Origin of the sequence: Psychrilyobacter atlanticus DSM 19335, assembly GCF_000426625.1 — a bacterium.
GTDB classification, from domain to species: Bacteria; Fusobacteriota; Fusobacteriia; order Fusobacteriales; family Fusobacteriaceae; genus Psychrilyobacter; species Psychrilyobacter atlanticus.
In genome coordinates this window covers 83,886-104,635 of record NZ_KE384547.1, presented here as the reverse complement: position 1 = coordinate 104,635, position 20,750 = coordinate 83,886, and the positions used below count along the sequence as shown (strand labels likewise).

Genomic DNA, 20,750 nt, shown 5'->3' with positions numbered 1-20,750 from the left:
AAGAGGGGGAGATAATTATGAGAAAGAAATTAGTAGAATATGCAGAATTAGCAATAAAAACAGGAGTAAATGTACAGAAAGATCAAATAGTAAGTATAAATGCGCCAATGCATTCGTTAGAATTTGTAAGAGAATTAAGTAAAATAGCTTATGAAAGAGGAGCGAGAGAAGTAGTATACAACTGGTCTGATGATCAATTAACTCTGATGAGATTTGAAAAAGCAAACGATAAAGCTTTTGAAGAGTTTCCTAAATGGGATGCAGATAGGTTAAATGATTTAGCTGATAAAGGAGCTTGTTTTTTAAATGTAATCTCTCCAGACCCAGAATTGTTAAAAGATGTAGATGCTAAAAGAGTAGCGAACTGGTCAAAAGTGAGATCACAAGCTATAAAAGGGTACTATGAAAAAGTATTATCTGATAAAAACGCTTGGAGTATAGTTGCAGTACCTTGTGAAGCTTGGGCAACTAAGGTATTCTCTGGAGTTTCTACAGAAAAGGCGATGGATAAATTAATGGAAATGATACTAGATATGTGTAGAGTAGACGGAGAAGCTATCTCTAACTGGGATCAACATAATAAGAACTTAACAGAAAAAGTAAATATTTTAAATGAAAAGAAATTTACCGCATTTCACTACAAATCAGAAGGGACTGACTTAATGGTAGGGATGTCAAAAAAGCAGTTATGGAAAGCAGGAGCATCAACAACGACAGGTGGAGTAGTATTTAATCCTAATTTACCGACAGAAGAAGTGTTCTCATTACCAAATAAAAATAAAGTAGATGGAACTTTAGCAAGTAAGCTACCATTAAACTACAATGGAAACATAATCGACAACTTTACGTTAACTTTTGAAAAAGGAAAAGTAGTAGAATTTACAGCTGAAAAAGGATATGAAGTATTAGAAGGTTTATTAAACACAGATGAGGGAGCTAGATACTTGGGCGAAATTGCTTTAGTACAAGTGGATTCTCCTATTTCTAATACAAATACTTTATTCTATAACACTTTATTTGATGAAAATGCATCTTGTCATTTTGCATTTGGGGCAGCTTACAAGAGTTGTATAGAAGGTGCAGAAAATATGACCAAGGAAGAATTAGAAACTGAAGGGGTAAATGACAGTTTGGTACATGTAGATTTCATGGTAGGATCAGAAGATCTGTCTATCGATGGAATTGAAGAGGATGGAACTATAACATCTATATTTAGAGATGGGAACTGGGCAATATAGAGGTTAAAATAATATAAGGAGAAATTTTATGAAATTATCAGACTTAAAGTTTTTAAAGATAGAGTTAAAAGATCATCCTACGAGGGAATTGAAGATGGAGTATATAAATAAACCAAATGCCATAGGTGTAATGGTATTAGATGAAAAAGAGAAAAAAACTCTCTTGGTAGATCAATATAGACCTGGAACAAATTCTCATCTATTGGAAATACCTGCAGGAATAATAGAAGAGGGAGAAACAGCTAAATCAACTTTGGAAAGAGAACTCAGGGAAGAAACAGGATATACAATGGATGATGTAGAAATAATATATGAATCCAATGAAGCTTTGGCCTCATCACCGGGGTACACTACCGAGAAATTGTATATTTATATAGTTAAATTAAAGAGTAATGAGATAAAACCATTGGAGTTAGAATTAGATGAAACAGAGGATCTCATAACTAAGTGGATAAATTTAGAAGAGATGGAAAAAATCACTACAGATATGAAGAGTTTGTTGACTTACTATATGTATATGAATAGAAATAAACAGTAATATAATAGATTAAAATGGAGGGTTTTCCTCCATTTTTTTTATATAAAATTAATAAGTACTATTTATTGAAGGAATGAAGGAGAGTTTTTAGAATAAATAAAGATAAATTAAAAAAATACATTGGAAAAATATAAAAGGGGGATCTATGGAAAAATTAAAAAAAGAAGCGATGAAGAGATCATTGAAAAAATTGATAGATAAATATTCTTTGGAAAAATCGTCAATACTTCCAATACTAAATGAATTACAGGATGAATATGGAGAGGTAGGAGAAGGTATCATGGAGGAGTTAGCTCATAGTTTAGGAATCCATCCTACAGAAGTAGAGGGTGTTTATTCCTTTTATAGTTTTTTAAATAAAAAAAATGGCAAGCATACAATTCGGTTATGCCAAACAATTTCATGTGATTTAAAGGGGAAAAAAAGGTTGGAAAAACAACTTATAAATGAACTGGGAATAGGTTTTGGTGAGACTACCCAGGATGGTTTATTTTCACTGGAATACTGCAATTGTTTAGGAATGTGTGACAGGGGACCGGTTTTGATGGTAGATAAAAAATTGATCTCAAAGGTAAAACCGTCGGACATCCCTTCAATAATAAATGCATGTAAAAATAATAATTTAGATGAAAAATATGAAAATACAATAATTTCGAATGTTCAGATAGAGGGACCCCTGCTTAAAGGAAGATTTGAGGATGGAGAAGTGCTTAAAAAAGTTGTAAAAAAATCATCTGATAACTTATTAGAAGAGATAGAATCGGCTAATCTAAGGGGAAGGGGTGGAGCAGGATTTCCGACCTTTTTTAAATGGAAGTTGGCCTATAAACAGGAGAAAAAACCTAAATATATAGTTTGTAATGCAGATGAAGGGGAGCCTGGAACATTTAAAGATAGGTATATCCTGCACAAACATTGCAGTAAGGTAATAGAGGGAATGACTATAGGTGCCCATATAATAAAAGCCGAAAGGGGATTTATATATCTCAGGGGAGAATATTTTTATTTGAAAGAGATCATAGAAAAAACTATAGAAGACAGGCGAAAAAATGGATTGTTAGGAAAGAATATTCTGGGAATAGAAGGATTTGATTTTGAGATTGAAATAAGGATGGGAGCAGGTGCCTATATATGCGGTGAGGAAACAGCTTTAATTGAATCATTGGAAGGAATGAGAGGTGAGCCTAGAAATAGACCGCCTTATCCAGTAGATACAGGTTTTTATGACAAACCTACCATAGTCAATAATGTGGAAACTTTTTTAGATATAAATTTAATCTTTAAAAATGGTGTAGAATTTTTTAAAAAATACGGAACTTCTAAATCGACAGGAACTAAATTTTTTAGTGTTTCCGGGGACTGCGAAGATGAAGGGATATACGAGCTTCCCTTTGGGATAACTATAGAAAAATTAATAGAAAGAGTAGGAGCTAAAAATATAAAGGCGGTACAGGTAGGAGGAGCGGCAGGCCGTTGTCTTAAAGTAGGAGATTTTAAAAATAGGATAGCTTTTGAAGCAGTACCTACAGGAGGTTCTATTATCTTATTTAACGAAGACAGGGATATGCTGGAAGTTGCTCAAAATTTTATGGATTTTTTTGTGGATGAAAGTTGTGGACAGTGTACTCCCTGCCGGGAGGGAAATAGAAAATTATCCAATGGGTTGAGGCTTTTAGAGGAGGGACGTTGTTCTATAACATATTTGGAGGAGTTGATGGATCTGGCTGAAACTATAAAAATTTCTTCTAAGTGCGGGCTGGGACAGTCCAGTCCCAATGCGTTTATATCTATTATAGAGAATTTTAAAGATGAAATCTTAGGAAGGTTACCAAAGGGGGAAAACGATGAGTGAGTGTAGGGCAAGCAAGGCAGAAAAAATAAGGCTGGCCTGTGAAAATAAAGATAAGGCTTGTGAGGCAAAATTAATAGATATAGTTATAGATGGAAGGGAACGGACAGTAAAAAAAGGAACAACTATTTTGGAAGTAGCTAGATCTTTAGGAATAAAGATACCTACTCTATGTTACCATGAGGATCTTTGTATAGCAGGGATCTGCCGGATTTGTCTGGTAGAAGTGGTAGGGATGGAAACTCTGCAAGCATCTTGCTCCTACTCCATAGAAAGGGAGATAGAGGTGAAAACACATAGCCATAAGATAAGAAAAGCCAGAAGACATATATTGGATCTCATGTTGGCTAACCATGTGGGGGAATGTTATTCCTGTATAAGAAACGGAAACTGTGAGCTGCAGGATCTGGCAGAAGACTATGGGATCACAAAATACCCCTTTGGGCATCCGAATAAAACGGTAAAGCCTGTGGACTGCAGCAGTATGTCTATAGTGAGGGATATGGATAAATGTATTCTTTGCAGAAGATGTGTAAGAAGTTGTGTGGATCTGCAGGAGGTAGGAGTTTTTGGTGTGAAAGAACGAGGAGATCGGTGTTATATCTCTACCTTTGGAGATAGAAATATGGAGGATGTTATCTGTATTAACTGCGGACAATGTGTAAATCGATGTCCCACTGGTGCTCTCCATGAAAAAGATCAAACAGAGGAAGTGTGGAAGGCGTTGGAAGATAAAAATAAACATGTGGTTATTCAGACAGCACCGGCTCCTAGAGCAGGAATAGGAGAGTTATTTGGATTGGCTCCCGGTAAAAGTCTGACTTTAGAAATAAATACAGGGTTGAAATACTGTGGCTTTGACAGGGTATTTGATACTTGTTTCAGTGCTGATTTGACCATTATAGAGGAGGGATTAGAACTTCTTTTGAGACTGAAAAAAAATCTAATGGAGGATGGGAATGAAGCTTTACCGCAGTTTACTTCGTGTTCTCCAGGATGGGTGAAATATTTGGAACATTTTAATCCCAAATATATAGAGAACCTATCCACTGCTAAGAGTCCTCAGCAGATGTTTGGGAGTATTATAAAAACTTATTATTGTGAGAAAAACAATATTGATCCAAAAGATGTAGTGACAGTAGCTCTAATGCCGTGTACTGCTAAAAAGTTTGAAGCAGCTAGAGAAGAGATGTGTGATTCAGGTTATAGAGACATAGATTATGGTTTGACCACTAGGGAACTTGGAAAGATGTTTAAGGAGGTAGGACTAGATCTGCCTAACTTAGAAAAATCTAAATTTGATGACCCCTTTGGTGGAATTAGTGGTTCTGGAGTCATTTTTGGAGCTACAGGAGGAGTGATGGAGTCGGCTATCCGGACAATCTATGAGTTAGTTACAGGAAAGGAGATAGAGTCGGTGTTTGCAGCAGGAGAGATAAAGGTAGTAAGAGGATTTGAAAAAATAAAATATGCTGAATTGACCATAGATGAGGTAGGGAAAGTTCCAGAACTTTTAAAACCATATTTTGATAGTTTTGATTTTTTAAAGGGTGTTACACTGAAGGTAGCTGTATGTCATGGGACTGCTAACGCTAAGATGGTCTTGGAAAATATTGAGGCTGGTGGAGAGTTCAGCGGGTGTCATTTTATAGAATTTATGGCTTGTCCTGGAGGATGTTTGGGAGGGGGAGGTCAGCCGATTCCTACAAATAAGGAGATAAGAAAGGCTAGAGCACAGGCGATTTATGGGGAAGACAAAAAATCTACCATAAAAAAATCCTATAAAAACCCAGCAGTTATAGAATTATATGAAAATTTTCTAAAAGATGGTCCTGGAGGACATGGTGCTCATAAACTTTTACATACTGATTATATTGCAAGAGGAAAGAAATTAACTTAAAAAAAGATAGCAGTCAATTTTTTATTTGACTGCTATCTTTTTTTATTTAAATTTTTATATGAACATTTTTTTTGCTGTTGTTCCGGGAATAGAGTTTAATTTTTCTAAAAATTCATCGACGATATTATTTTCAGCAACTAATTCTAATAGAATTAAACCATCCTGCGAGCATACTTGATCATTGAGATTATGAAGGCCTAATCTTACCTTGATATAACACCCATACTCGGTAAGGGTATTTTGTACATGAAGAGCTGTTTCATTTCGATTTTCTAACTTAATACCTACAATTTTAAATTCCATAACTTCCCCCTCTAAAAAAAATTATTGACTGAGTTTTTATAACATAAAAACTTAGTTATTAGTATGAGTATAGGTTAAATAAATGAAAAAAACAAGAGATCAATCTAAATCTTCTTCTGAATATAAATTTTTGTAAAGTTCTTGACGTTTTAAGAAATATTTATCTTTAAATTTATTTCTTCTGTCTGTAAAAGTACGGATGATAGGTAATAAAACACCTGCAACTATACCGGCAGAAAAACCATTGTTATATAGATTTAATCCACCGTGAACAACACCTATATTTCTAACCACTGACATATGAAGCCATCCAGCAGCTATACCCCAAAGAGGACCATAGACCCCTGAAATTGGAGCCATAGCAGTACCAAATAGGGCTGAAAGAACTAAAACAAATTTATCCACTTCAGTGGTTACACCAGCTAACCAAACTCCGAAAAGGATAGGTGTAATATTTAGGGGATGTTTTCCAAAGGCAGAAAAACCAACGATCGTTAAGATCCCTGCCAAGAGAGGTCCACTTAGAGTTTCTCCTACAAGGAGGATAAATGCAATGGAGATAAACCCATTGATTCCCATATTGATAAATGAAAGTCCATATCCATATTTTTCTGTGAAATCAGATTTTAAACCATCACATTTTAATAGTTCTTTGTAGCCTTTAAAGCTATTTTTATTAATATAGAATCCTACTAAGATCATAAGTAAGAATACCATGGAACAAGTAATCAATAGCACCAGATGATATTTAGTTGAAATTAATTTTTGGGGCTCTATATCAAAATCATAAGCCTTTAGGATAGAGGTAATAACGGCTCCTAAAAGTCCCCCAGTAAATCCCAAATTATAAAGGTTGAACCCCTCATGGAATGAGATCATTTTTTTAGCTAGAGGAGTAGCTATAAACCCTATAACTATACCTAAGATCATAGCTAATAGATAGGCTTCCTCAAATGTACCAGAACTAAATGCCATAGCACTGATAAAAGGTGCCAATGCACTAGTAAACATAATTGTAGGTAAAACTGTTTTGAAGTCTAAGTGCTCAAATTTTGCATACATTATTCCGCCGAGATAGATTGGCAGTACATTAAATATATTTTTTCCAAAAAATGAGAACCCAAAGACAGTGAAAAAAGCAGCCAAAACCAAACCGCTAATCTTGAGCCTAAAACTTTTAACCAAGATAAAGTTAAAAATAAATAAACTAAATGCATTTAAAAATGTAGCTCCTAATCCTCCAATAACCAAGAAATCTGTTATCAGGGTAGAGGGAGATGTGACTATATTCTTTAATCCAATAATTATATTTGTTTTATCAATAAAAACAAAATAAGTGAAAACCGTAAGAATGGCAAGAGCCAATGCAAAGGTTAATTTTTTAGCTTTCTGCAGCCTTCCACAGCTAAATTCATCCATAAAAATCCTCCTAATAAAATACAATAAACCCCAATCTTTACAATTGGTATAGACTTATATTATACTTTATTTATAGGTAAAAAAAAAGTGAAATAAACTTAAGTAATGAATGTTTTTGTAAAAATAGAGCTAAAAATAGAGGTGGATGGGATGTATTATATATATATGTTAGGATGTGGAGATGGAAGTGTCTATACGGGTATAACCAATGATGTTGAGAAAAGAATAGAGGCTCACAAGAGTGGAGAGGGAGCTAAGTATACCAGGGGAAGGGGACCATTCGAACTTTTATCCCTTTGGGAGACAAAAACGAAATCCCAAGCCTGCAGGGTGGAGTATTTTATAAAAAAGCATACGAAAAAGAAAAAAATCCTATTCTATACAGATGGAGAGTATTTGGTTAATTTGATATACGAAGAGAAGCAGATAGAGATAAAAAAAATATTAGAATGGGATTTGAAATAAAAAACTTGTAATTATTTTAATTGATAACAGGGAATTAAAAAAAGATATTTCTGCATTAGAAGTAATGCAGAAATATCTTTTTTTAGTATAAGAAATTACATCAGCGAGTGACATCAACAATATTTTTTAGAGATCATGAAAACCTAAATTATGCTTGTTTAGATGCAAGGTCACCTTGTCTTTTAATATTTTAAGGTTTTTCCTAAAAATTCTTTTAATTCAGGTGTCTGAGGATTACTAAATATAGAACCAGCTTCTCCGGCTTCTACAACTTTACCACCATCTATAAAGAGGATATAATCCGCTACATTTTTGGCAAATCCCATCTCGTGGGTAACTAATATTAAATCTTTTTTCTCTTTTTTTAACTCTAAAATACTGTCTAATACTTCAGAAGTCAGAGCTGGATCCAATGCCGAAGTAGGTTCATCTAAGAGTAAAAACTGAGAATCAAGAGCAACAGCCCGGGCTATTGCTACACGTTGTTGCTGTCCTCCTGATAATTGGGATGGATATTTATGACCGTGCTCTCCCAATTGAAACTTATCCAAGAGAGTTCTAGCCCTTAGATTTGCTTCATTTTTTTTGATCTTATGAACTTTTTCCAAGGGCAGTGTGATGTTGTTTATCGCTGACAAATGAGGAAAAAGGTTAAATGCTTGAAAGACCATTCCTATGGTTTTTCTATAGTTGTAGAGCTCAGTTTCCTTAAACAAGATATTTTTATTGTTTATGGTGATATCTCCTTCTTCTGGGATCTCTAAGCCTGCTAATATTCGCAATAGAGTAGATTTCCCTCCTCCAGAAGGGCCGATAATGACCAAGGAATGAACTCCTTTTATATTCAGCTCTAAATTATTTAGAACAATCTGGTCTCCGTACTTTTTATTTAAATTTGATATATTAATCTCCATATGAAAACCTCTTTTCTAATTTTTTTGATAGGTGGGAGATAGGATAGGTCAATAAGATATATCCTAGAGCTAATACGGCATAATTTTCAATGGGAGTAAATGTAATGGAATCTACTTCCTGAACATTTTTTGTAAATTCATTTACTGCAATTATAGATAGAAGTGATGAATCCTTGATAAGGGATGCAAATTGTCCTGCAAGGGGAGGCATTACCCTTTTTATAACCTGGGGCAGGATGATATATCTATATTTTTGAAAATTGGTAAACCCCAAAGCTTTGGCTGATTCAATCTGTGTTTTATCGATGCTGTCTATCCCGCCTCTGATAATTTCTGCAACATATGCACCAGAAAAAGTAGCCATGATAAGGATACCCATAATATAACGGTTATTTATGTTCAAGGCCGTTCCTACTACATAGAAAAATAGGTAAACTTGGACAATAAGAGGGGTTCCTCTAATTATCTCGATGAAGATCTTAGTAAAATAATGAAGGGGCAAAAATCTACTTTTTTGACCCATAGCTAAAAGGCTTCCGATGATTAGACTACAAATTAAAGAAAATATAGAGATCATAATGGTTATAAAAAAACCAAAGATAAATTTATATTTAAATTCTAAAAAAACTGAAAGTCCTTGAGATTCATAGTTTAATCTGCTGAAAGCGTAGTTCCAAAATATAATTCCTATGATTAAGATGAGTGTAGTATTAACTATTTTTGCTGACAAAGTTATATCGAATTTATCATCTTTAGCATAGAATAAGTCTTTAATTTTCATATGTTATAGGAAAAAAGGTATATCTCTTTTTTCAAATTCCTCTTTAGGTTCAGCAAGATATTTGTCAGCTAATCTATCTAAACTTCCGTCTTTTTTATAACTCTCTATAAATTTATTTATTTTTTCTCCTAATTTGTTGTTATTTTTATTGTATGCAATAGCCCAATATTGAGGAGTTTCCTCAAAGGGTTTTAGGATAGGTTCAGTTGTACTTTTATTTTTTTTCCAATTTTTTAAAATTGTTAGTGGGTCATATATAAAAGCATCCACTTTTCCCTGGGTAACTTCTAAGATGCATGCGCTTTCCTTTTCAAAGACTAAGATGTCAGCTTTTGGAAAGGTTTTCATAGCTACTACATGGCCTGTAGTTCCTTGTTTTACTGCTACCTTTTTACCTTTTTTATTCAGGTCCATAGGATCTTTTATCCCGCTATTTTGGTTGGCTAAAATTGCAAGATTTGATTTTGCATAGGGAGTAGAAAAATTGATAGATCTCTTTCTTCTGTCTGTGATACTCATAGATGATAAGATAATATCGACCTTTTCAGTCCTGAGTGCAGGGATAAGACCTCCATATGCCATATTTTCGATGACAACTTCTCTGCCTAGATATTTTCCTAGGTCTGTGGCCATGTCTACACTAAAACCACTGGGGTTTCCATATTTATCGGTAGTTTCGAATGGAGGATAAGCCAGTTCCATTCCTACCACTAAAGGTTTCTGTCCAAAGGTAATAACGCTAAAGATGGTTAAAAATAAAAATATAATTTTTTTCATAAATTCCTCCTTGGATTTTTGAGTTAATTTGTAAACAATAGTTCGGTACTATTATATACTATAAACTTATTAAATAAAAATTTAAATTTCCTCTTTAAATGGAAGGAATTATTTTGTTTCATTTGTAATTCTTAGGGGTTGGTAGTTTTTTTTAATAAAAAAAGAGGCAAAGCCCCTTAGAATAATCTATTTATAGACACTTAAGATTGTCGATTTGTTGTCATATGAATAATAGTTAGCATATTCCTCAATATTTCCCTTTACTCCTACGTGGCAAGTTACTGTCTTTATCTCAACTTTGTTCTTTTTTTTCTCTTCTAAAACTACTCTATATCTCATGTTGTTTTCCCCCTCAACCACTCTATGTGATTTTTTTCTCTTAATTGTTAAAGATAGTATATAATTTTAACGATTAAAATTCAAGCGTAAATTTTAAGTTTTTGGTGGTTAAAAGTGGTTCGTTTTTGAAGGGTGGAAATTAAAATTAGGAGTTGGAATAAAAAAAATATATAATTTAAAAAAAAGAGAAAGCGGGAGGAGTTTATGGAAGGGATTAGATATAGACGGGAGCAAGAATTGATTATGAACTATACCTCTGGAAAGATGGCCATCCCGGCAGTTCCTGGAGGAGGGAAGACTTTTATACTCAGTAGGTTAGCTGCTAAATTAGTGAAACAGTTAGAAGGGGAAGAAGAAATTTTGATCTTAACCTATATGAATTCATCTGTAAACAATTTTAAACATAGAATAATGGAACTACTTCAAAAAAGAGGCGAATATGAGCTCTATAGAAAATTTCAAATAAAAACTATCCATAAGGTGGGATCGGATCTTTTAAGGGAGCATGGGGACAGTGTGGGGATCACAGAGGGATTTCAAACTATGACAGATGCTAATAGATATTATTTGATGAGTTTAGTTGTGATGGAGTATAGGAGGGAAAAACCTAAAGATTTAGATTCATTCTTAGATTCCAAATATAGTGGAAATGGAATGCAGGTCAGGTGGGACAAGGAACTAGTTAATTTAACACTAAAGATGATCAGTGTGATGAAAAATAAGGGGATGACTGCTAAAAGGCTATATAGTTATAGTAAAAAATACAGGAAAGACAGTTTGTTGAGGGTTGTAGGAGAGTTGTTTTATAGATATGATATGAAATGCAAAAAAGAAGGTGTTTTGGACTATGACGACATCTTATTTTATACCTATAAATTGTTGAAACAAACTCCTGCTTTGGTAGAGGAACTAAAATTAAGATATAGATATATTTTTGAAGATGAAGCTCAGGACAGTAACAACCTCCAAAATAAGATAATAAATTTGATAACAAATGGGAATTTAGTCAAAGTAGGAGATCCCAATCAGAGTATCTTAGGGACATTTACTTCCAGTTCACCTGAGATATTTAAAAGTTTTATAAAGTCTAATCCAAAGGTGGAGATGTTTACGGCAGGCAGAAGCACTAGGAATATAATAGAGGTAGCTAACCATCTAGTACAAACTGTGACTGTAAGACATCCTCTTGAAAAGGTAAGGACAGCCTTGCAACCACAGATTATAAAGCCTGTATTGGAGGGTGAGACACCTTCTAATCCAAAGGTAGATGGATATGGGGTTAAAACTGTAAAAGTTTTAGGATGGGAAGAGGAAAGAGATAGGTTGATAAGGGGGATAGAGGGATTTATAAAAAAATACCCCGAGAAAAGTATAGGGATCCTTCTGCCTACCAATTACAGGATAGATGAAGTGGCCAGGATATTTAGGAGGAAAAAAATAGATTTTCAGATTCTCAGTGATATTCCAGAAAGTTTGTTGGAGCTCATGAATTTCTTAGGAGATTTTTTGGAATATCTGGCTAGGCCATTTGAAAATAAAAGATTGATTAAACTTTTGGAAGATAATTTTTTTGCAGATGATGAAAAAGAAGTCAGGGAAATATTCTCCCAATTTATAAGAAACAACCTTTTAGAAGATGTTCTTTATAGTGAAGAGTATCCAAAACTGGATAAACCTTCATTAAAAAAATATAAAGCTATTCTGAAAAAAATTCGAGCTGTGTTGGATCTGAATCAAAGTTCGTTGGAAAAAGTGATTGTATTTATAGGAGAGATATTTGAAATTCATGGTGAGAAAAAATTGTTGATAGAAAAAATATCCTATGATCTGAAGAAAATATTAAAATATAATCCTAAATGGAGTTTACTGGATCTAGCTTCTAATTTGAAAAAAGCAAAGAACAGTGAATTTAGTTATATGGCTAAGGCTGTTGAAGAGGAAGGAATTTTAGAAAATAAAGAGAAATTCAAGGTAACCTTATCTAGCTATCATAGGAGTAAGGGGATGGAGTGGGATTTTGTTTACTTAGTTGGAGTGGACAATAGGACTTTTCCTGTACACCTCAATGAAACTAACTATGGCCAATGTTATTATCTAAAGAAGGAATATGAATATCCTCAAATTTTTACAGAAAAAGAGTTTGAAAGGGAGTTTATAGATAGAGAGACAGAGATAGGGATAGTAAAGAATAAGTTAGAAAAACTAGCGGAAAATACAAGACTGCTCTATGTAGGGATAACCAGAGCCAAAGAATATCTCATGATTAGTGGAAATGTAGAAAATGGAGTTTATTATTTAGGAGAAATAGAAAAGTTTATAAAAAGCAGAGTTAATTAATATAGAGTAGGCTAATTCATGAATTAGCCTACTCTAGGAATCTTTGAACAAAAAGGAGTTGAAATATATGGAAAAATCTTTTTATTATAGTCAAAATTCATTGGGAACCTTTCAGAGGTGTCCAAAGATGTTTGAATATATTTATATAGATGGTATATCGGGAAGGGGAGTAGATCCTGAATTAAAAAAGAGTATAGAGAGGGGAACTGATTTTCATATTTTAGCTGAAAGATATTTTAATGGGATGAAAGATTATTTCTATATAAGAGATGAACAGCTTTTGGAGTGGATGGATGTACTAGAGAAAAGATATCCTGAAAAAGTAGACTGCAAGAGTGAAGTTGAGATAAGGCAGGATAAGGATGAGATCAGGCTTATGGCGAAATATGACCTGCTTATTATAGAAGATGATAAAATAAAGATAGTAGATTTTAAAACAAATAAAAACCCATATAACGTAGGAGTTATGGAGGAGAGTATTCAGACTAAAGTTTATATGTTTCTTTTAGGAGAAAATTTTAAAAAAATATTTCCAAAGAAGAAAATAAATGATATTAGTATGGAATATTTTCAATTAAATTACCCTGGAAATAAAATTTTTATAGAATATAATGAAAAAAAACATGAAAAAAATAAAAAAATATTAAAAGAATTAATAGGTGAAATAAAAAAAAATAAAAAAAATTTTTTTATAAAAAACAATGAAACCTGTGAAAAATGTGGGTTTGAGAGTTTTTGTAAGAAGAATTAAAAAAAAACTTCATAAAAAACAAAAAAAAGTGTTGACGAAAACTTGTAAACACGGTATACTTCTTCTTGTCCGCGAGGGAAAGCGAAAAACGCAACGAACTCACAGACGAAAAGAATAAACGTTTTAAATGATTATGCCTGGGTGGCGGAATCGGTAGACGCACGGGACTTAAAATCCCGTGTCCTCTGTGGACGTGCGGGTTCAAGTCCCGCCCTAGGCACCATTTAAAACAAAAAAATCCATGTCGCGGGATAGAGCAGCCTGGTAGCTCGTCGGGCTCATAACCCGAAGGTCGTAAGTTCAAATCTTGCTCCCGCCACCAAAACAATTGAATAACCATATATGTATGCGGGAATAGCTCAGTTGGTAGAGCGTCAGCCTTCCAAGCTGAATGTCGCCAGTTCGAACCTGGTTTCCCGCTCCATATGCGCCACTAGCTCAGCTGGTAGAGCACTCGACTTTTAATCGAGTTGTCACAGGTTCAAACCCTGTGTGGCGCACCATATATGAATCTGTAGCTCAGCTGGATAGAGCAACGCCCTTCTAAGGCGTGGGTCAGGGGTTCAAATCCCTTCAGGTTCACCATTATATGGATCTATAGCTCAGTTGGTTAGAGCACTCGGCTCATAACCGAGTGGTCGCTGGTTCAACTCCAGCTAGATCCACCATTTATTTCAAAAGTGTGGTCCGTTCGTCTATCGGTTAGGATTCTTGGTTTTCACTCAAGCGGGAGGGGTTCAACTCCCCTACGGACTACCAAATGAAATAAAAAACAAACAAATAATTGTTCTAAATGATTATGCCTGGGTGGCGGAATCGGTAGACGCACGGGACTTAAAATCCCGTGTCCTCTGTGGACGTGCGGGTTCAAGTCCCGCCCTAGGCACCATTTAAAACATTTATACACACATTGTGTGGTTGGATTCCCGAGTGGTCAAAGGGAGCAGACTGTAAATCTGCCGGCTCAGCCTTCGAAGGTTCAAATCCTTCTCCAACCACCATATCTACGCCTATAGCTCAGCTGGTTAGAGCGCACGCCTGATAAGCGTGAGGTCGGTGGTTCAAGTCCACTTAGGCGTACCATTTTGGGGATATAGCTCAGTTGGGAGAGCGCCGCACTTGCACTGCGGAGGTCAGCGGTTCGACCCCGCTTATCTCCACCAAAATGCCTTGATAGCTCAGTTGGCTAGAGCACTCGGTTCATACCCGAGCGGTCGATGGTTCGAATCCATTTCAAGGCACCATTATAACATTACAATACTGTGGTCCGTTCGTCTATCGGTTAGGATTCTTGGTTTTCACTCAAGCGGGAGGGGTTCAACTCCCCTACGGACTACCAAATTGTAATAAGCTCGCATAGCTCAGTTGGGAGAGCACCTGCCTTACAAGCAGGGGGTCACTGGTTCAAGTCCAGTTGTGAGCACCATTTAAAACTTTATAATTTATGGGGGTGTAGCTCAGTTGGTTAGAGTGCCTGCCTGTCACGCAGGATGTCGCGAGTTCGAGTCTCGTCACTCCCGCCATTAAATTATAAACATATGTATGCCGCTTTAGCTCATCTGGTAGAGCAACTGACTTGTAATCAGTAGGTGATTGGTTCGACTCCGATAAGCGGCACCATATATATAATATAGTAAACATGTTGGGCTGTCGCCAAGCGGTAAGGCAACGCACTTTGACTGCGTCATGCGCAGGTTCGAATCCTGCCAGCCCAGCCAACTATAAACTTTAACACCCTTCGGGGTGTTTTTTTGTATATATAAATTTAGATATATATATGGTATAATCTAGAGAATGATGAAAAAAATTGGAGTGAATAAATATGAAGTTATCGGTAGGTATAATAACATATAATGAAGAGCGAATTTTAGGAAAAACCTTAGAAGCTGTAAGGGAACTGGCTGATGAGATAATAATTGTAGATAGTAACAGTTCAGATGCTACTGTAGAGATTGCTAGGTCTAAAGGAGCTGCGGTCTATACTGAAAATTGGAAGGGATTTGGTCCTCAAAAAAACTCTGTAATAGACAAATGTAAAGGGGAATGGATCCTCCTAATTGATGCAGATGAGGTAATAAGTAAAGAATTAAAAGAAACGATCAAAACTATAATAGATGGAAAAAATAAATATGAAGTCTATGACATAAATAGATGTTCAGTATGTTTTGGTAAGGAATTGAAATATGGCGGGTGGTCAAATCAATATGCTACCAGATTATGGAAGAATGGAAGCGTAAAGGTAAGTGATAACTTAGTCCATGAAGAATTTGAAACAATGTCAACTAAAGGTAAGATAAAAGAGAAAATATACCACTATACATACCTAACTTTGAGTGATTATATAACTAGATTTGACAGATATACGACATTAGGAGCAGAGGAGTATGTCAAGAGAGGTAAAAAATCCAGTTTTTTTAATGTAGTAATAAACCCATTTTTTAAATTTATAAGGATGTATATATTTAGATTGGGGTTTTTAGATGGTATAGAGGGCTTGATAATAGCGTTGTTTAGTGGAATGTATACTATGACTAAATATTTTAAGTTGAGAGAGATGGAAAAAACAAGTTTAAAATAAGAATGAAATTAATTATAGTTTTGAGGAGCTAAGTTATGAAAGATATAAAAAGGATCATAATATCTAGAACGGATAAGATAGGGGATTTGGTATTATCAATCCCCAGTTTTTTTATGGTAAAAAAAATGTATCCAGATGTCGAGATAATAGTTTTGGTAAGAAAATATAACTATGAAATTGTGAAAAACTTACCCTATATAGATAGAGTAGTTAAAATAGATGATTATAGAAAGGTTGAATTGATAGAAAAAATAAAATATTTTAAAGCAGATGTATTTATAGCTCTATATAACGATGAATTTGTGATGCAGCTGGCTAAAGCTAGTGGTGCTAAGGTTAAAATAGGTCCACTATCAAAAATAAAGTCATTTTTTGTATACAACAAAGGGGTCCTGCAAAAAAGATCTAAATCGATTAAAAATGAAGCTGAGTATAATCTGGATTTGATAAAAAAATTAGATTGTAAAAAATTTGATAATCTATTTGAGTTAAATACTGAGATCTATTATGAGGAAAAACACAAAAAAGCAGTAGAGGTATTCATAGCAGAAAAAGAAATGAAATCTCCAATATTAGTAATAAATCCATTTATGGGTGGAAGTGCTAAAAATATTAGTGATGAAGAGTATATAGAACTAATAAAGGCTGTATTAGATAAGGTCACAGATCTAAATGTGGTATTGACATGTCATATATCGGAAGAGGAAAGAGGACAGAAGATATTAGATGGTATAGGAAGAGAAAGGGTGTATTTGTATGCCAACGGAGGAGACCTTCTAAACTTGGCAGCTATGATAGATAAAGCAGATGTATATTTCGGCGGTTCAACAGGGCCGACTCATATAGCAGGATCGTTGAAAAAGAGCATTGTGGCTATCTATCCCAATAAAAAAACTCAATCACCTTTAAGGTGGGGAGTATTTGGACATAAAGATGTAACTTATATAGTTCCTGACAGGGATAAAAAGGAAGATTATAAACATAAATTTTTTGACAGCTATACAGATGAAACGAGGGAAGAGATAGTAGGAGCAATAGCCTCTAAAGTAGAAAGAACAGATAAAAATTAAAAAAGGAAAGGTGAAATCATGGGAATTAGAGAATTAAATAGAAAGTTACAGGATTTTTTGAGACCTAAAAGATTAGCTTTAGGAAGATTTTTGTGGGATCGTAAAAAAACAGAAAAAAATAGTAAAGAAGAGATGAAAAACGACAATAATCTTATAAAAAATCTGGATATAAAATCTATTTTATTTATTAGAAATGACGGAAAGATTGGGGATATGATAATAAATACCTTGATGTTTCGTGAAATAAAGAAGGTCTATCCACAGATAAAGATCGGTGTGGTCACCAGAGGAGCGAACAGGCAGGTTATAGCCAATAATCCTCATGTAGACAAGATCTATGATTACAGTAAATCTGACAGGGAACTAAAAAACTTAGCCAATGAGATATCTTCTGAAAAATATGATCTTTTAATTGATTTTTCAGAGATGCTGAGAGTGAAGCAGATGAAGTTCATTAATTTGTGTAGAGCAAGGATCAACATGGGGTTAAACAAGTCTGACTGGACCTTATTTGACGTTTCTGTGGAGTATAGAGTGACAGATAAACATATAACTGACAGGTACAAAAAATACTTAGAAATTTTAGGCATTTTAAAACCGGATTTATCCTATGATATCCATCTTTCAGAAGAAAATTTAAAAATTGGAATAGAATTCAGAGAGAGAATAAAAGAAAAAAAAATCATATGTATAAACCCATATGGTGCAAGTAAATACAGGACTTTAAATGAAAATAAAATTAAGGAAATAGTAGGAGTAATATTAAAAGAAGAAGGTACTGCAGTAACTTTTGTATATTCTCCAGATAAATTAGTAGAGTTGAAAAAAATAGTTAAAGAGGTGGATACAAAGAAAGTTTATTTAAATGAAAATATAAGTTCTATATTGGATACAGCATCAATTATCAAGGTATCTGATTTAATAATTACACCAGATACTTCTATAGTACATCTAGGAGTTGCTTTAGATAAAAAGATATTAGCCATCTATAGGTCAGATGAAGGATCTGGGGAGTTAAATAGTCTTGTGTGGGGAGCTAATTCGACTAAAGTAAAGCAGATATATGCTAAACCAAGTTTAGGAGAAAACGAGGAAGCGGATGTAAATGAATTTGATGTTGAGGAAATAAAATTGAAAAAATAACTAAAGAGAGGGGCTTATGGATATAAAAAATAAACTAAAAAATAAACTAAAAGTTATACCTGTAACAATCTATGTTGAATTCCTAAAAATAATATATATCCTGTTTTTAAAGAAAAAAGATGATATATGGTTAATATGCGAGACAGAAAACCAAGCTCAAGATAATGGGTATCATTTTTTTAAGTATATAAGAGAAAATTACCCTCAAAAAAAAGTGTTTTTTTTAATCAAGGAATCATCACCAGATTATTTTAAAGTAGACAACTTAGGAAATGTAATAAAATATATGAGTATAAAACACATAATCTATATGTTTCAAGCAGAATTAATTTTATCTACTCATGGTTTATGGATGGTCCCTAGAGAATTTGGAATTTTAAAAAAACATACTAAAAAAATTATTAGGGCTAAAAAAATAATGTTGCAACATGGAATAATAGCAATAAAAAATGTTGAAAAAGAATATAATAAATTAAAATTTGAATTGAAAGATGGTTTTGTTGTAAGTTCAGAGTTCGAAAAGGAAATAGTCATTAATAAACTTAAATATACTGAAGAGGAGATATTTTTAACAGGATTACCAAGAATGGATAACTTAGTTAAAAATAATAAGTTTAAGAATAAAGGGATATTATTAATGCCAACTTTTAGAAAAGGGATAGACTGCAATGAAAAAAAATTTAAAAATTCTGATTTTTTTTATCAAATAAGCAATTTGTTGAAAAATAAGAGTTTAAATGAGTTATTAAGTTTATATAAGGTAGAATTAAATTTATATTTACACCAAAATTTTCAACAATATAATAATTTATTTAAAAAATTTGAAAATGAGAATATAAAGGTGTTAGAGCAAAAGAAATCAAATTTTCAAGACATATTAAAAAATAATAAATTAATGATAACGGATTACTCAAGTGTAGCTTTTGATTTTTCTTATTTAAATAAACCTGTAATCTTTTATCAATTTGATTGTGAAAATTTTTTAAAAACAAGGGAAAAAGCTGGATATATTGATATAAAAAAAGATTTATTTGGATTCAGAACTGAAAAAGAGGAAGAGGTTGTAAAAAAAATAGAAAATTATATCGAAGCGGATTTTATAGTCGAGAAAATCTATAAGCAGAGATTAAATAGGTATTTTAAATTTAGAGGCCAAAATAATTGTGAGAGATTATATAAAAAATTAATTATTTTTTTAAAAACGGAGGATGAATGAACGAAGAAAAGCAATTAAAAAAATATACTTTAATATTAGTTTATATTTTAGCGCCATTTTTGATGAGTGAAGCTAAAATATTGAATATAATATATTATTTGTTGTTGATATTATTTATCGTTAAAGTGAAAAAAACTGGATATAAAAAAACTGGATACGAAACAGGTTTAATTTTATTCTTTATGGGAATAACATTAGGAGCTTTTTTTTCAGCTGATATTTTAGGTGTCATCAAATTATTTGAAAGAGCCTTGAGAGCGTGGATGTTAGTAGTTATTTTAGGCCAATATAGTTTTGATGAAAAAGAAAAGAACTTTTTTTTGATTTTAATATCCGTTGGGTTACTTAGATTATTAGGCCTTGGAATAGCTGAAAAACTAGGTTATATACAGGGAAGATATCTCCCTAGAATTTCAGGAGGGTATAAACTTTGGGTATATACAATGTGGATTTGTATATATATATCAGGAGTGTTTACACTATTATTTTTTAAGAAGAAAAAAATAGAATTATTCTACCTATTTTCTATAGGGGGCTTATCAATATACGTACTCATGATAACAATGAGCCGGTCTAGTTGGTTAGCAATAATAGGAATAATAGTAGCTTTGATTTTAATAAAAAAATCAAAGAATGGAATTATTTTATTGGTTTTATCAGGAATTTTAACTATAGGAATTTTAAATTTAAAAGGGAATGAAAAATATTTGTCGAGGGTAAAAAGTATTGCTAGTTTAAAAAGTTACAGTAACGCCACTAGAATTGATATGTATAAATATGGTTTTGAAATTTGGGAAGAAAATAAATTTGGAATAGGGCTAAAGCAATATAAATATACAGATAAAAAAGGTAAAATTTTTTATCATGCACATAATGACTATGTTGAGATACTAAGTGAAAATGGATTTTTAGGTTTATTCGGATTTTTAATATTAATGGGATTGATATTAAAAAATAACCTTAAAGTTGAAAATAAATATAATATAATTGTTTTTATGAGTTTTTTATCTATGATTATATATGGTTTTTTTGAATCGCCAATTCATTATCCACAAGTTCAGCAGCTCTTGTATGCTGGTTTAGGAGTTTTGGGATATAAAAAATGGGAGTATAAACCAAATGTGATGTGACA

18 protein-coding genes and 17 tRNA genes are annotated in these 20,750 nt (G+C 33.2%); 29 read left to right on the top strand and 6 right to left on the bottom strand.

The window, feature by feature from the left end:
- Positions 1-17 precede the first annotated feature (17 nt).
- The 4 genes from K337_RS0100935 to K337_RS17395 all read left to right on the top strand — a co-directional run bounded on the left by K337_RS0100935 (position 18) and on the right by K337_RS17395 (position 5,525).
- Positions 18-1,238 carry an aminopeptidase gene (locus K337_RS0100935; RefSeq protein WP_037029031.1) on the top strand — a complete coding sequence of 407 codons (1,221 nt, stop codon included), beginning with the start codon at positions 18-20 and terminating at the stop codon, positions 1,236-1,238.
- Positions 1,239-1,266: 28 nt separating this feature from the next.
- Positions 1,267-1,776, top strand: coding sequence for an NUDIX hydrolase (locus K337_RS0100930; protein WP_028854938.1), 510 nt, complete (start codon positions 1,267-1,269; stop codon positions 1,774-1,776).
- Positions 1,777-1,921: 145 nt separating this feature from the next.
- On the top strand, positions 1,922-3,628 hold the full coding sequence (locus K337_RS17400) for an NAD(P)H-dependent oxidoreductase subunit E (protein ID WP_037029029.1): 1,707 nt from the start codon (positions 1,922-1,924) through the stop codon (positions 3,626-3,628).
- Positions 3,621-5,525 (top strand): NADH-dependent [FeFe] hydrogenase, group A6, encoded by a 1,905-nt coding sequence (locus K337_RS17395; RefSeq protein WP_051251548.1) that lies wholly within the window; start codon positions 3,621-3,623, stop codon positions 5,523-5,525. The genes K337_RS17400 and K337_RS17395 overlap by 8 nt, the downstream gene beginning before the upstream one ends.
- A gap of 54 nt (positions 5,526-5,579) precedes the next feature.
- Here K337_RS17395 and K337_RS0100915 read toward each other — a convergent pair whose 3' ends face one another.
- Positions 5,580-5,828 carry a CPF_0552 family protein gene (locus K337_RS0100915; protein ID WP_028854937.1) on the bottom strand — a complete coding sequence of 83 codons (249 nt, stop codon included), beginning with the start codon at positions 5,826-5,828 and terminating at the stop codon, positions 5,580-5,582.
- A 99-nt stretch (positions 5,829-5,927) separates the two neighbouring features.
- Positions 5,928-7,247 carry a DUF1576 domain-containing protein gene (locus K337_RS0100910; protein WP_028854936.1) on the bottom strand — a complete coding sequence of 440 codons (1,320 nt, stop codon included), beginning with the start codon at positions 7,245-7,247 and terminating at the stop codon, positions 5,928-5,930.
- Between the two features lie 150 nt (positions 7,248-7,397).
- On the opposite strand from K337_RS0100910, the gene K337_RS0100905 reads away from it, so the two are divergent.
- Complete coding sequence (locus tag K337_RS0100905; RefSeq protein ID WP_028854935.1) at positions 7,398-7,712, top strand: GIY-YIG nuclease family protein; 315 nt, start codon at positions 7,398-7,400, stop codon at positions 7,710-7,712.
- Positions 7,713-7,894: 182 nt separating this feature from the next.
- Here the strand turns inward: K337_RS0100905 and K337_RS0100900 are convergent, their stop codons facing one another.
- The 4 genes from K337_RS0100900 to K337_RS19710 all read right to left on the bottom strand — a co-directional run bounded on the left by K337_RS0100900 (position 7,895) and on the right by K337_RS19710 (position 10,523).
- Complete coding sequence (locus K337_RS0100900) at positions 7,895-8,626, bottom strand: amino acid ABC transporter ATP-binding protein (protein WP_028854934.1); 732 nt, start codon at positions 8,624-8,626, stop codon at positions 7,895-7,897.
- Complete coding sequence (locus K337_RS0100895) at positions 8,616-9,407, bottom strand: amino acid ABC transporter permease (RefSeq protein WP_028854933.1); 792 nt, start codon at positions 9,405-9,407, stop codon at positions 8,616-8,618. Before K337_RS0100895 ends, K337_RS0100900 begins: the two co-directional genes overlap by 11 nt.
- Before the next feature lie 3 nt (positions 9,408-9,410).
- Entirely contained in the window at positions 9,411-10,184 is a 774-nt protein-coding gene (locus K337_RS0100890; RefSeq protein ID WP_028854932.1) for a transporter substrate-binding domain-containing protein, read from the bottom strand.
- A gap of 186 nt (positions 10,185-10,370) precedes the next feature.
- Positions 10,371-10,523 (bottom strand): hypothetical protein, encoded by a 153-nt coding sequence (locus K337_RS19710; RefSeq protein ID WP_156877293.1) that lies wholly within the window; start codon positions 10,521-10,523, stop codon positions 10,371-10,373.
- Positions 10,524-10,727: 204 nt separating this feature from the next.
- Between K337_RS19710 and K337_RS0100880 the strand changes: the two genes are divergently transcribed.
- From K337_RS0100880 to K337_RS0100765, 24 genes are all read left to right on the top strand, one after another.
- On the top strand, positions 10,728-12,860 hold the full coding sequence (locus K337_RS0100880) for an ATP-dependent helicase (RefSeq protein WP_028854931.1): 2,133 nt from the start codon (positions 10,728-10,730) through the stop codon (positions 12,858-12,860).
- A 67-nt stretch (positions 12,861-12,927) separates the two neighbouring features.
- The gene (locus K337_RS0100875; protein WP_028854930.1) at positions 12,928-13,611 is read left to right on the top strand and encodes a PD-(D/E)XK nuclease family protein; all 684 of its coding nucleotides are present in this window, start codon (positions 12,928-12,930) and stop codon (positions 13,609-13,611) included.
- Between the two features lie 135 nt (positions 13,612-13,746).
- Positions 13,747-13,834 (top strand) — tRNA-Leu (locus tag K337_RS0100870).
- Positions 13,835-13,856: 22 nt separating this feature from the next.
- A tRNA-Met gene (locus K337_RS0100865) sits at positions 13,857-13,933 on the top strand.
- Positions 13,934-13,959: 26 nt separating this feature from the next.
- A tRNA-Gly gene (locus tag K337_RS0100860) sits at positions 13,960-14,035 on the top strand.
- Positions 14,036-14,038: 3 nt separating this feature from the next.
- Positions 14,039-14,114 (top strand) — tRNA-Lys (locus K337_RS0100855).
- 5 nt (positions 14,115-14,119) lie between these two features.
- Positions 14,120-14,196: transfer RNA gene (locus K337_RS0100850), tRNA-Arg, on the top strand.
- A 6-nt stretch (positions 14,197-14,202) separates the two neighbouring features.
- A tRNA-Ile gene (locus K337_RS0100845) sits at positions 14,203-14,279 on the top strand.
- A 16-nt stretch (positions 14,280-14,295) separates the two neighbouring features.
- Positions 14,296-14,370: transfer RNA gene (locus K337_RS0100840), tRNA-Glu, on the top strand.
- A gap of 42 nt (positions 14,371-14,412) precedes the next feature.
- Positions 14,413-14,500: transfer RNA gene (locus K337_RS0100835), tRNA-Leu, on the top strand.
- 27 nt (positions 14,501-14,527) lie between these two features.
- A tRNA-Tyr gene (locus K337_RS0100830) sits at positions 14,528-14,612 on the top strand.
- A 5-nt stretch (positions 14,613-14,617) separates the two neighbouring features.
- Positions 14,618-14,694: transfer RNA gene (locus K337_RS0100825), tRNA-Ile, on the top strand.
- A gap of 4 nt (positions 14,695-14,698) precedes the next feature.
- A tRNA-Ala gene (locus K337_RS0100820) sits at positions 14,699-14,774 on the top strand.
- A 4-nt stretch (positions 14,775-14,778) separates the two neighbouring features.
- Positions 14,779-14,855, top strand: a tRNA-Met gene (locus K337_RS0100815).
- 20 nt (positions 14,856-14,875) lie between these two features.
- A tRNA-Glu gene (locus tag K337_RS0100810) sits at positions 14,876-14,950 on the top strand.
- An 11-nt stretch (positions 14,951-14,961) separates the two neighbouring features.
- A tRNA-Val gene (locus K337_RS0100805) sits at positions 14,962-15,037 on the top strand.
- A 20-nt stretch (positions 15,038-15,057) separates the two neighbouring features.
- Positions 15,058-15,134, top strand: a tRNA-Asp gene (locus K337_RS0100800).
- A gap of 21 nt (positions 15,135-15,155) precedes the next feature.
- A tRNA-Thr gene (locus tag K337_RS0100795) sits at positions 15,156-15,231 on the top strand.
- A 23-nt stretch (positions 15,232-15,254) separates the two neighbouring features.
- Positions 15,255-15,329, top strand: a tRNA-Gln gene (locus K337_RS0100790).
- A 104-nt stretch (positions 15,330-15,433) separates the two neighbouring features.
- Entirely contained in the window at positions 15,434-16,189 is a 756-nt protein-coding gene (locus K337_RS0100785; protein ID WP_028854929.1) for a glycosyltransferase family 2 protein, read from the top strand.
- 35 nt (positions 16,190-16,224) lie between these two features.
- Positions 16,225-17,259, top strand: coding sequence for a glycosyltransferase family 9 protein (locus K337_RS0100780; protein WP_028854928.1), 1,035 nt, complete (start codon positions 16,225-16,227; stop codon positions 17,257-17,259).
- 18 nt (positions 17,260-17,277) lie between these two features.
- Positions 17,278-18,402 carry a glycosyltransferase family 9 protein gene (locus tag K337_RS0100775; protein WP_028854927.1) on the top strand — a complete coding sequence of 375 codons (1,125 nt, stop codon included), beginning with the start codon at positions 17,278-17,280 and terminating at the stop codon, positions 18,400-18,402.
- A 16-nt stretch (positions 18,403-18,418) separates the two neighbouring features.
- Entirely contained in the window at positions 18,419-19,618 is a 1,200-nt protein-coding gene (locus K337_RS0100770) for a CDP-glycerol glycerophosphotransferase family protein (RefSeq protein ID WP_028854926.1), read from the top strand.
- Positions 19,615-20,748: an O-antigen ligase family protein gene (locus tag K337_RS0100765; RefSeq protein ID WP_028854925.1), complete on the top strand. Its 1,134-nt coding sequence runs from the start codon at positions 19,615-19,617 to the stop codon at positions 20,746-20,748. The genes K337_RS0100770 and K337_RS0100765 overlap by 4 nt, the downstream gene beginning before the upstream one ends.
- Positions 20,749-20,750: the final 2 nt, after the last annotated feature.